2 protein-coding genes are annotated in these 13,430 nt (G+C 55.0%); both read right to left on the reverse strand.

Annotation, left to right across the window (positions count from 1 at the left end):
- Positions 1-16: 16 nt before the first annotated feature.
- Entirely contained in the window at positions 17-7,750 is a 7,734-nt protein-coding gene (locus ACFOLF_RS07045; RefSeq protein WP_210037742.1) for an S-layer homology domain-containing protein, read from the reverse strand.
- A gap of 116 nt (positions 7,751-7,866) precedes the next feature.
- Positions 7,867-13,410 (reverse strand): hypothetical protein, encoded by a 5,544-nt coding sequence (locus ACFOLF_RS07050; RefSeq protein ID WP_210037743.1) that lies wholly within the window; start codon positions 13,408-13,410, stop codon positions 7,867-7,869.
- Positions 13,411-13,430: the final 20 nt, after the last annotated feature.

Here is a 13,430-nt window from a genome sequence, read left to right on the forward strand (position 1 = left end):
CCGGTGCTGCCTGTCATTATTTTCCGGTTATAAGGGCATCGAGCCGCATCACAATTGCCGCAGCCTGCGCCCGTGTCAATCTATCCGTTGGGTTGATTTGTTGATTCTCGCCCAGAATGATGCCTTCCTGAATACAAAGCGCTGCTGACAGCTTGGCCCACTCGGGAATGGATGGACCGTCCGCGAACGTGCCGAGCAATTGCGCAGCTTTCTCCTCTGTAAGATCGCCGCCGCGGCCGAGCGCGTTCAACAGTCTGCCCGCCATGGTCATCGCCTCAATCCTCGAAATGGTCGCGCCCGGACCATATGAACCGTCGCCCATTCCGGTGACAATACCCATTTGCGCGGCAATGGCTACGCTTTGGTAATACCAGTCCTGCTTCCTGACGTCGGCAAAGGATGCCCCCGCCTGTTTATTCATCATGCCTGCGGCCCTAAGCAGCAGCGTCGGATACTCCGCCCGCGTAATATTGCTGTCCGGCTCGAAACGCCCAGCGCCTCTGCCCATCACAAACATTTTGGACGCTGCCTGATCAATCGACTGCCTGGCCCAGGAGCTGGCCTTCACATCGGTGAACGATGCGCTTTTCCGCATGAACACCAGACTGCCGCTTCCGGTCAATTGCACGTTCACATAGGCCTGATTGCCGGACCGCTCCAGCTTCCACGGCAGCGTGGTCCATGCCCCGTCCGGGCTTCTCAGCACGACCGCCGTTATATCCTCAGGCTTGATTGCACCCGGCACCGCGATGCGGGCGGCGGCGTAAGAATGCCAGTTGGCTGCGGGAAGATTCGTACGGATCGAAATCCCCTCTCCTGATCCGAGCATGGAGGCATCGGAATCATCCGCAATTTGTTCCAGCGCTTTAAGCGCAGAAGCGTCGTTCGGATCGATGGATACCTCCAGATCCTGCTCCATTCCCGCCAGCATATCGGGCGTCAGCGTCAGGCGGCCTGCAGGAACATCGATGATGATCCGCTGCCCCTTATCCGCAGCCTGCTGCACGAGCGCCTTCTCGAATTGGAAAGTATAGCCCTTCAATGATGAATCCCTGGATACAATCCGGATATCCGACGTATCGTCTGTTATATCCTTGGTCGTAATCCGGGCGGTCAGCCTGCCGTCGTCTGTCCGCTGCGCGTCAAACGGCTTGTCGTTCAGGCTGAGCGCCGGATCTTTCGGACCTACGGCCGGAGCCCCCGCTCCGCCGAAAAATCCGCCTACCGATTGCCATACCTGGGCGGTAAGCTTAGCTGAAGCCGCCACGGCCTTTTTGTCCGAAGAGGTCCGCTTCGCCACCACTATGATGTTGCCCGGCTGGGCAGCAACCACTCCGTCTTCAGGAAGGAAGCCCCAATCGCTCAGATCCTCATTCAATGATGGCTGCCTCGCAGTCTCCGATTGCGAGAATACGTTGTAAACCAGCTGATAGCCAAGCATTTCTCCCGGATTGTCTATCTTGACTTCGCTCAAGGCGCTCTCAAAAGCGATTGGAGACGTTGAAGCTTCCAAATGACCGAGCCCCGTCGGTTCAGGCACTTCCACGGAAACAGCCTGCATCGCTTCAAGCGTGACGCCGTCTGCCAGTTCGTAGCTTGCCTGAATCAGGCTCGCCCCTGTTTCTTCCGCAGTGATCGTTCCGTCATCGGCCAAAGTCACCGAATCGCCCTGCAAAAGGGTATAGCGGACCCGATCGCTTGCGGCCGTAACCTCCTTGCATGACGGTTTGCCTTCCGTTAAATCGCCCTCCGGCATGCACAACACGACCTGGAGCTTCTGCTTGTCGCCTGGCTTCAAGCCAAGCTCCCGCTCGCCCGGCTGCGCTCCCGCCTTCTGGATGGCGATCTCTGTCGGAGCCTGGAATTTGTCGTTCGTCACTTCAACGACCGCCTGATTGTAGTTCCCCGCTTTGTCGTGAGCCTGCACCGTCAGCTCTACCGTCGGAGCATCCGAGCTGACAGCTACTTCTCCTGAGAATTTGCCGTCCTCTGCTACGGTAAGAGGAGTAGTGTTCGTGCCATCCAGCACCTCCAGCGTGTCGCCAGTGGTCGTCTGGCCGGAGAAACGGATTTTTCCGTCTATCGTTCTGTCTCCGGTGATCGGCTCGTCCAGATACAGAATCGGAGCGATCGTATCCACGGTCAGATACAGCATCTTGACGGAGCTGTCCTGCGTCTTCGTATTGGTCACACGCAACTCGATGGCATAGGTGCCGTCCGTTGTGAACGGATCAAGCTGCAGCACGCCATGGCTGCCTTCGCCGTCTTTTTGCAGCGCAACCTTGCCGACGGATTTGCCGTCGTTGATCGCCTCTACTTCGACGCTTGGAAGATCGGAGTACAGCTCAACGCTCTGCTGTGCCGTATTTTTCGTCGTGATGTCGATTCTGGCTGTCGGCGCCGAGAAGTCTTTTGTTTGCTCGAGCTTTGGCTTGACCGGTGCCGGAAGCAGCGTATTCACACTGTCGACCCTCTCTGCATAATGATAGTTTTCATTTTTGTCCGCTTCCTTGTCAGGCTTGACTACGGCCTCGACACCGATGACGTATTTCTGTCCGACCTGCAATCCGGAATACTGGACATCTTTCGGGTCCAGCGCCGTACCTTCCAGGCTGCTTTGATCGACCGTATTGTCGGTTGTCGTCGCGGACCAGCCGCCGAGCAGAATGCCCTCGTACTTGCCGGTTGCCGCATTCCAGTGATCGGCCAGCTCCTGTTCGGTAAACAGAATGTCGCCAAAATTCGGATATGGCGCAAGGCTGCCGTTCTGATCCTGCAGCGCAGTAAGCACATAATCATGCTCGAACGATTCCTGACCGGCTTTCTTCGCCGCAGGCTTGAAGGACAGCGAGAAGTATCCGTCGCCCGCAGGCCTGATCTCCACATCGGTTACTTTGCTTGGCGCAAGCGGATCGACGATACTGATCTTCTCAGGCGACGATTTGGTGCCGAAGGTGGATGCCGACTTGAGCTCGGCACGCAGGTAATAATCGCCCTGCTGCAGCAGCCCCCGGATATCCTCCTCGCCGCCCAGCATATCCACCTTGGTGATATCGATGTCCGTTTTGCCGCTTGTCGCGGAGCCGGACTTGCCGCCGTTATTGCCAACCGGCAGTCCTTTGGCAATCAGCATTCCCGGATCGCCCGGATCGAGCACCTCCTGCCCGTTGGCCAGCTTGGCCGTGTTCGAGGATACGGCATTCTCCGTTAAATAGAGGTCCACCGTGTCGCCCGTCTCGGCGTTGTCCACGGTCCAGCTTGCCGTAAATTTATTCGTATCTGCTCCGCTTTGCGTCAGGTTCACCTGCTTCAGCTGCGGAACCGTCGGTACGTTAATCAGTCTGGTTTCGACCGACGATTGCGCGGTAAGCGTCCAGCTTCCGCCATTCTTGACCTTATCCTCGGGAAGAATGATATAGGCCTTCCGGTGATCCACCTTGTCGCTGGACGAAGCAGCGGAAATATACTGCGTAAAGGCGTTCGCGTCAGGATTCGTATTCGTGTTGTCGAAAACCACCGGATACGCCTTGCCGCTCGGGTCCTTCAGTGTAAAGCCTGGCATTTCCTTATCGGTATACTCCATTTCGATAATGGCGTTTCCGCTCACGCCGCTCATCGGAATTTCGTGAATGCGTCCATTATTGGATACCGTAATCCCGCCGACGCCGATGTCCATCGACCCGTTATCCAGCAGCTGTACGCCTTCGGAAATGTCCCGGTAGGTGATCTGCTGCGTCTCTTTCTCGGCATCCACCCAAGAGGTCGCGACCGTCTTCATCCCCTGCCCGATAACAAGCAGGCGCGGTCCGCGCTCGGGATCATTGATCAGCAGATCGGCAAAGCCGTCTGGGAGCTGTTCGCCCGAGGTGCCGAATTCGACGCCTCCGCCCCAGTAGTACGTAATTCCCAGGGAAATAAACAAAATGCCGATGCTGCCCCAGATCTTGTCGTTATTGAGGCCGAAAAATACGCTGGCCAGCGGCATCCCGCCGACGACAGGCACATCCTCGGGTATCTGTACTTTCGCGCCGATATAGCCTTCAAAGTCGATCCGGTGCTTCTCGAGATTTTGTCCGACAAAAATTCCGACCTTGCCCACAATCAGATTCCAGCCGCCGATGTCCACTTCCGCTGCCATATGCACGAACCACGGACTTGTCCACTGAGCTTCAATCAGCGCCATGGTCAGCATCTTGATCAACTGGTCGTCTTCGGGCTCGGCCACCGCGGAAAAATCCATCGTTCCTTCCAGCTTTATGCCCGTACGCTTCAAGGTCATGTCGATATCGCCGAAGAAGTAAGCCGGCGCAACTCCGAAGCGCAAGCCCACGCCGGCCTGCAGCGTAAGCGGGAACGGATCGTCCTTCGTTCCTCCGGCGATCGTATCGGCCAGTTCACGCACCGCTCCCCGCAGCGCAGTCAAATTCAGCGCCCCGGCAATCGGAATGCCCGGCGCCGGCAGCGTTGTTCCGAATGCAATGACATCGGGCAAGATGCGGCCGTCTGCCACCTGCTTGAAGGAGAGTTCCGCAGAAATTTCCGTCATGCTTTTCAATTGGGCGTCGAATTTTATGCCGTATTGATTCGACACATCGTCCACAGGCTGCACAAAATGCACGATATCGATTTCGCCGCTCGGGCTGCCCGGTTCTTCCTCTTCTTCTTTGCCCCCGCCACCGCCTGGACTTCCGGGTGTATCCGGATTTTCTGGCGTACCAGGGTTTCCGGGCGCGTCAGGATCCTCGGCTTCACTGGTTTCCTCCTCATCGGAGTCCTCCGGCTCGATCAATCCAATTCCTTCATTGAGATTGAACTTGAGCGCCGCATCGATTCCGACAAAACCTTTGTCGTTGAAGATGACGTTGCGAACCTCGGCATTGATAAAGCTCAGGGAAATGCTCCCGCCGAAAGATACGCCGCCCTGTCTGAGCACGAAGTCGTTAAACTTGATGCCAAACCCGCTAAACGAAAACCCCGGCACTGCGAACAGGCTGTGCTTGTTGAAATATACGAGCGGCACCGTCACCTGCCGAAGCGGATTGATCTGGTCGCCAAGCGCTCCCGACGCCCACTGCAGGCCGCCGTTCAGACTTAAGTCCATCGGATTGCCGCCGCTTTGCGGATAATCCTCAGGGAAAAGTGAATAGCCGTCGCCCAAGGATTTCTCGAAGCCGTTATAGAAGTCCAGCGTCCATTCTCCCTTATGGAACACGAAACCGCTGCTGGCCACGCTGAGCGTGCCATCTCCTTTCACAAACAAGGTGTCGAAGAAAGGCATGTCATTATAGCCCGCAAGACCGGACAGATTAAAAGCATCCAGCTTGCCGCGCACGAACACCATATCCTTGCCCTGGTAGGCGACGGCGTCATTGATAATCGCCGGCTCGGTCTTCGTGTCCACCACGACCTGCTTGTCGTCGCTTCCGCCGGACTCCTTGATCATTCCACGGATGCTGACAAGCATTTCACGGTCGGGATGCTCCTCCGAATCGAAGAATTCCTCGAATTCCTCCTCGGAATCAAACAGCTTGTATTCGTAGGCCGGCAGCTCCGCCAATGAATCCGTGTCCAGAAACGGACCCATATCGAAGCCCGAATCCACCGCTTGGCTCGCAATTTTCAGGAATCCCATCGCCGTTGTATAAGCCTGGACAGCGTTGAACGGATCCCCGGGGTTCTTAAACTTATTCGTCGGATAGGCCTCGTTAAGCTCATCCAATTGCTCCTGACCCATGGATAGGGGGACGGAGCTTAAGTCGACTGTTTGCTTGTAGACAGCCATGAGCTGCGCTTCCCGTATCCGGGTCGCGTCATTGTCCGTGACAATAAACGTCTGTTTCGTCGCTACGCTGTACATTGAAGCGATATCCGTATTGCCTCCGGTATCGCCTTTGTAGTCAATTTGGACCCGGTATTCGCCAAGCGGCAGATCCGGCCCGAGGCCGCTCTTGTCCTCGATAGCCACGCCCTTGTCGTCTACCTGATCGCCGCCACGATACGTGATGCGCATATCGCCGGAGAAGCCGTCATCCGTCGGCTGCAGAATGACCGAGCTTTTGACCGGCACCTTGTAGCGCTCGCCGCTGGCCACATTCTCCAGAAACAGGTCAAAGTTCGGTTCAGCCGAGTCGTTGCCTGTATTATACGCGTCGATGTTCGTCATATTGACCGTTATATATTTCACATCGCTTGCGTAGTTCTCTTTGGGGGAGAGGCCGTAGGCCGTTGTCGGCACCGCGTCCCCGACAGCAGGCAGCAGAATGAAGTTGGCTTTGTTGGACTCATACTGCGCCTTGATGCCCTGATCTTCTTCCCCGGCAAGCGTCTTCTCCGTTTCCGGACTGCTAGCCGTCAGCATGTACTGTCTGGTTGTCGGCCAGGGCTTGCCTTTGGCTTTCACCTTGAAGGTGGCGGTTACCGTATCGCCAGGCTTGTATTTCGGAATAATGCCCTGCTCCGCTTCCGCCGGAGTGGCCGTCTTCTTGAATGTCAGCTTCTTGCTGCGCCCCTGTTCCGTCTGGGCGCTGCCGTCTGTGTTTCTCACCACATTGCCCTGATCATCCAGCTTGACGAAATCAAGTCCGTCATCAAGCTCCATAATGACCTCGATTTGCGATTGTTCCATATTGAACGCGGGCAGATTCTCCACTTCCGCGTTGATATCAAAGACGCCTTCATCGACATATGCGCTTTCGTCTTCATTTGCAGCAAGCTGCAGCGGCGTATCCAGATAACGGATGGAGAATACCTTGTCCGGAGCGACAAGCTCGCCCAGACCGTAGACGGTTTCGAACGATTGCGACGCCTTGTCGGCGATCACATTCGGATCCCAATAGAAAGCTACGGCGGAGTCGGCAGTTCCGTAGTCATTCGTATCCGTCGTATAATCCAGATTGCCATCCGGAGTATAATCCCACTTCGTATTGGCAAGACCGTTCCAATGTCCGACCTGCATCCTGTCCACAATATTGATGTTCTGCTCGGCAAAGTTGTTGAAGCCGTAGGCCATGACGTCAGTCGCCGTAGGCTTGCTCAGATCGAGCTTGTCCCGCATAACCCAATACGGCGGAAGTTTATAGTACGCTCTGTCTTCTGGAGAAATCTGTTCATTATCTTCCGGATTGTGCACCAGTTCCCGTTCGACCGTGAGCGGCTGCTCATAGGCCGTGCCGATCTGGAAGGCGGGACCGTCATTGCCGCCCACCATCGTATCCAATAGAATGCGGGTACCCAGCTCCACCTGATGACCGCTGTTGTTAAGCACCTCATAGCGGATGTTGATATTGCCCGCATTGAGCTTGTCGGATGGATCGGCATACAGCATCAATACCTGTTTGATTTGAACGCCTTTTATTGTCCAGACCGTTTCAATCTGCTTGGTGCCGTCGTTGTTCTCGATAATGCTCGGCTTGGATGTCTCAGAGAAGAAATCGATGCCGAATTTGTATGGATTGCCGAATATATAAGGAGTCCCGTCAATCTTGAAGGTCGTAAAAGAAGTTTCCGGATCATCACCCTGAAAGAGCAGACTTACATTCTGGTCCTTCTTGCGAATGGGCTGCCCGTCCACCGTCCGGATGCCGAACCGGCCGGAGGCATTGTCGACAGTAATTTTAATAAAATCATTTTGCAGCTCCGTCACCTTGGGCGCGCTGATGTCCTCCGCAAGAGCGGACGAGATCCCGCTCCCCGAATAAAGGAACAGCAGCAGCGCGAGCACGCATGCAAGCAATTTGGTAAACAGCTTCAAAACGAACTGCCTCCTCTTGTGAAGTCTCTTTTTTGTATTCACGGTGGTAAGTGATGGCCCTTGAGAAACCCAGCCCAAGCCACCGCATCTGTTTCGATCAGCCTTATGACTTCGCGCTAGCCTTTCTTACTGATGAAGAAGGTCGCAAACTCGCGTTCCCGCTCCTGATTCCGGACTATAATCGTGTACCAGCCGGCACTTGGGAAGCTCACTTTGAAATTGCCTTTTACCAAATCGCTGTATGAAATGCCCGTGGCGATATATTTCATCTGCCCTTCCCGGTACAATCCGGACTGGTACAGCAGGTCGTAAGTGCCTTTCTCATTGACCTGATCGCGTCCGCCAACGTTCACAACGTTGTAGTTTGTAATATTGAACGTAAGCGTGCTTTGATCGAAAATGGCTGTCGTCGCGGAGGAGCCGGATATCAGCAGACCGTTCGCGAATATGCTCATGCCATCCTTGTCGACTACCGTCACATACTGGGTGGCTGTCGCCTTATTGCCCACCTCGTCGACGGCCGTGTAGGTCACAAGCTGCTGCGTGCCATCCGTCTTGCTCATATCCAGTCCGCTGACGATGACGCGGATAGAGCCCTCGACCGACAGATTATCCGAAACCTGGAATCCGCCGAGACCCATTTCTTTGGCCTTGTCTGCGGTAACGATATAACCGCCGGCAGCAGGGTCCTTCACCAGACCAAGCGCATCCAGATTTTTCTTCACGATGCCTACAGCCGGTAAATTCAGTTCAATCGACGGCGGTGTATTGTCAAGTCCCTGAATATCGAGAGGCACCTTGACCGCATTGCCCACGATATCCGACAGGGCAACGGTCGTCGCTCCATTCGCGGAATAGGTCCGCGTGTAGCTGAATGAGCCGTCCGCCTCGCTGATGGCATTCGAATAGCTGCCGTTTTCGGCTTTGGTCGGAGCTATGCCGAGGAATACACGGTTCGGCGACGCCGTTTTGCCGGTTAGCGTTACCTTCACATTTCCTCGGGCAGCCTGCTTGCCGTTTACGGTCTTGATCTGATTCTGCGGCAGCGGATTGCCCGCGCTATCCACGAAAGTATAGGTGATCGAATCGACTGCCGGCGGACTTGAGATGATGTTGTCGACCACCTCTTTAACGACGTCCGTATTGCCGTACTGATCGGAGACGATGAAGGAAACCGTACCATTCTTCTGCAGCATGATCGTATCCTTGCCATCCACTGGAGTGATGGTGACGTCCTCGGCCTCATCATTGGCTTTGACCACCGTCAGGTTGACGCCGGAGGCAAACAGCACATTGCCGCTGCCGTCCTTAATCGTGCCGTAGCTCTTGCTGTCGTTCTCCCCATACGTATAGGAGCGGACGACCTCGACCTTCGGCACTGCTTTACGAATATTTTCAACGTTGGCCGTAATGTCATTGGTGTTGCCGGCCTCATCCATCAGTTGGAAGGTAAAGCTTCCGTTCTCCGTAAATGTATAGGACGTCCTGCCGTTGTTATTGAGCACTCTGGCTGGCTCGGACAAATCGACCAGTTGAACCGTCACATTGCCGTTGGTCGGAATTGTCTTCAAATATTCAATCTCACCATGCGGCAATATGTCGTCGATGTTGCTGACGGAAATATACAAGGTGCCCGTACGGGTATCGTCCGCAATGTCGGTAAGGTCAAAGGCGTACACGCCGCTTGTGTTGACTTTGAATGTATTGCCCGACCGGACCGGAGCGGACGGATTCACAGCCGCAGGCACCACTTTGATGCCAAGCGGAGCCGTGACGTTAATGTCGACGCCTACGCTTGGCTTCACCGGCCGCGTTGTGCTCAGCGATGCCAATGCATAGACCGGCTGCTGCGTAGAGACACCCGACGTATCCAGCTTGACCGGATCACCGACGATACCGCCCGGCGTGCGGAATTTGACCTGGAGCTGCAGAGCCGCCGGCTTGTCCGTCGGCACCTTCAACGAGACGAAATTCGTGTAAGGGCTCCATTTCATCCAACTGGCTCCATTGTCCGGGGATACGGAATATTCATAGCCTGTTTTGTCCTCCGCTCCGAGGCCCAGCTTCACGATCGCGGTGTAGCCGTCCAGCGTGTCGCCATACAAGTAGATCAAGCCTGCTGACACAGAGGTCGGAGGAATTTCGTCAGCCTCCCTGGATATATTGAACGTCCCCGTATGCGTAATGCCGGCGTTGCCGATTCCGTCAAGGGCAAGCACGTATAAGGTATAACGCGCCGTTTCGCCCGGCTGCAGCCCCAGATTGTCGACTGCCGCCGTACCGCCTTCCAATGGCTTCCATCCGGGAGAGCTCACATCCGGTATTGCATCCCCATCCTTGACAAACTGATAGGTCGCGCTTGCACCAGCCGGAGTGTACAGTTCATTGATCGCAACCGCCACGCTCTGGGAGGGCCGCGGATAATCGGAGCCGGTTCGGCTGAACGTCACTTCCGGAGGCAGGTTATCGAAATAATAGGCCTTGGAGAAGTAGTATTTCTTCTCCATACCGGACTGGTCCAGCTTCGCCAGTATATGAAGATACTGCTTTCCGTTTAATGCCGGATCAGCCGCAATCGCGTAGCTTAAAGTTCCGTCGTCCGCTTGATTAACAGCTGCAAGCGGCGTGAACGCACCGTCATCTGCGGGATGTACGGGACTTGAGCTGAAGGCATAGCCGGCAAAAAGCGGTCCGGCTGCCGCATCCTCCAGATCGGCTAATGGCTGATTGCCTGCGCCGTCGTCACCATCCGAATAGGTCGCATCAATGACCGTCTGCTCTCCTGTTCCGGCTTCATCATCCGAATAGGTCGCAGAGGTAACGGTTGACAGCAGCGAGCCGCCGAGCAGGAACTGTACCTCATGACTGTTTACATAAACGTCGGCTTCGGGCTCCGGAACGAAGCTCCCGGTAACGGCATTGACGGAATTAACCGTCACAGTCTCGCTCGTGAGGGTCTGCCCGTTGCCTGCATGATCCGATGCTTTCACGTAAAGGACGTAGCTGCCGTCCTCAATAATGTCATTCGACGTGGCCAGCGTCAGCGTGCCTCCCGAGCCCGGGAGATCCTTCCAATCGACGTCCTGAGGCTGAGCGCCTGCTTTCACCCATTGATATTGGCTGGTTTGGATTCCGCTGTGGGGATCATTCACCGTCACCTTGACCTGAACGGAAGAGGTATCGTTCCCGGTGGTGCCGTCAAATGCAATATCCGGCGCACGGTTGTCCACCTTGACGGCAGTCACATTATGCGTCCAGTTCGAATCGTCGTTCCTGAAGTCGGCCAGCGGCCAGACGCTCAGATCGCCGTAGCTGCCCACTTTCGCCAGCGCCTGATTATTGGCGTAGAAGATCTTGTCCGCCTCTGAGCCCGGCGCTTCGTCCAGCCAGTCGCTGTACTCTTGAGCATGGTCCTGGATATAATTGTCCTTCTTCTCTTCCTGCATCAGCTCTCTCGCCGAATCCCAGGTCATATCCGCCGTCCAGACATGCAAATACCATTCGCCGCTGTTCGGGGCGGTCAGCGCCTCCGGGGGAAGCGGAATCAGATTCGTTTTGTTGTTGACTACGCCAAGATCAAGCTCCGCCAGTTGCGCATTGCCCGGATACAGCTCCTCTCTGGGCTGTTTGCCAGACAAGGCGTACCGTTTGACGGCTGTGAACGGATCATCAAATACGGGATTGGATGGATCAATTATTGGTTCAACCGGTGCGTCTTTGAAGGGATCTGTCTCGCTGCGCGTCCACGCATAATAGACCAGTCCGACAGCCGGAGAATTCGATCCCGTCAAATTCGAAGGACGATAGATACCCTTGCTCGGCCGGGTCGTTCCGGGCTGCACCGGATCCAAGGCCGGTACAATCAGCGGCGGATCGTTGGCGTCGATCGTCACCTTTCCATTCTTCCGGTACGTTTGATTGTCGGCTCCGCCATTCTCGAAATGATATCCGATCGCCGGCGGCGTATTGTCAATCGACAATCCTGCCCAGTCAATTTTCGAATTGACATTGGCTCTGTCATCGGCGTTGACATCCGCAGGCCAAACACCGTCATAGTTGATGGGCTGGATCAGCATATTCCCCGCATAATCCCGCAGCACGTTGGTGTCGGACGGTTCATTCGTTGCGGGATTGATCGGAGCCTTGTCATTCGTCAAGGCCACCGCCTTGAGCAGCGGTGTTTCCACTTCCTGTCCGTCCGGAATCTGGAGACTGAAGGTCCACTTGTCTGTTCCTTCTCCTGCTGTATACGTCGCTTTCATACCATTATTCAAAAGTAGGAACGTCTTGGTTACGTCCCATTGCCTGTTCACGACGGCCGGCTCCGAGAGCTGCAGCGTGAAATCGAACGCATCATGATTATTAAGATTAACGCCGGTAAGAATTTGCGGCTGTATGCCGTTGCCTACCTTCGTGTACTTGGGAGGCACCGCATCGACTATGACGCGGAAGCCCTCTTTGCTGTAGTCGAACGGATCAACTGTTTTGCCGTCCAGATAATTATTGCTGCCCCCGTTGGCTGTACCGGGAAATGAAATATCCGCCACATTGCCGGCCGCGTCTGCGAACACGGCATCCTTGAACTTTTTCTCCAAAGGCTGGTCTATCGGCGGATCTCCCGACGTATCGTCGTCCGGATCGATCAGTATTTTCGGTTCAAGCGGATTATTGCCGCTGTTATGGTACTGGGTGCCCGTATATTGATACGCAATGCTGTCATGAAGAGGAAACTTGAAATACTGATACGGGTCCCCTTGATTGGCTGAAAAAGTACTTTGCGTGTATGTCTTGCTGGTCAAATACTGCGCTTGCCCTGAGGCCGGCAGACCGGTTCCGGCTGGATTGACAAACAGCGGATGCTTAAGAAAAGCATCCGCATTCGCCGCAACGACTGTCGTAGGGCGTACGGGCTCGCTGAAATTGTAAGATAATGAAATATTTTCGCCCTTCTTGACATAAAGCTCCTGCTGATTAATCTTGTTGTTTGGCCATTCCTCTCCATTGCCGGTGAACGTATAATCCGTCATCTCCGGACGTTCTTTATCCTGAAACTTGACAAATAAACCTCTGGGTCCCGACGGAGCGTCTACGCCATCTCTGACACCGCTCACCTCGATCCGAATCTCGGTCGTCGGAGTTATCGTCACCACAGCACTTCTTGCCGAAACCCCGCCGTCCCATGCTTCTTCATACAATACTTCCGTTCCGTCCACGTAAATCCATGTTCTCGTTCCCTGGAAGCAATTTTCAAGACTCAAAAAGCCGCAGCCGCCTGATGTTTCAGTCCAGTGAAGGGAGCCCCATCCCACAATCGCTTGCGCCTGCCCGCTTTGTGCAATTGCCTTTAGAGCAGGATTGTCAGCTACGTTAATGATGAATTGGGCCGATTCTCCTGAATGGACGAAGACATCCCCGTTAGCAGGATCCATATTGATCCCGTCACTCTTGGTGAAACCCGGCTGATTACTGGCAAAATTAAGAAACGAATTGTCCGCCTCATGCGATAAATTTCCGATAAGCGTACCTGCGCCAAAAGTCACCTCCAAATCATCGCCTGCGGCCTCCGCCTTCGGCGCAGTCCAGACCGGCAGCAGCGAGAAAAGCAGACTAAAAACCGCTGTCACCGCCAGCCATTTTCTCAACTTTTGGCTATTCAACATCAACATATGACCCCCCAGCT

It is taken from the genome of Paenibacillus sepulcri (genome assembly GCF_042647105.1).
GTDB classification, from domain to species: domain Bacteria; phylum Bacillota; class Bacilli; order Paenibacillales; family Paenibacillaceae; genus Paenibacillus_Z; species Paenibacillus_Z sepulcri.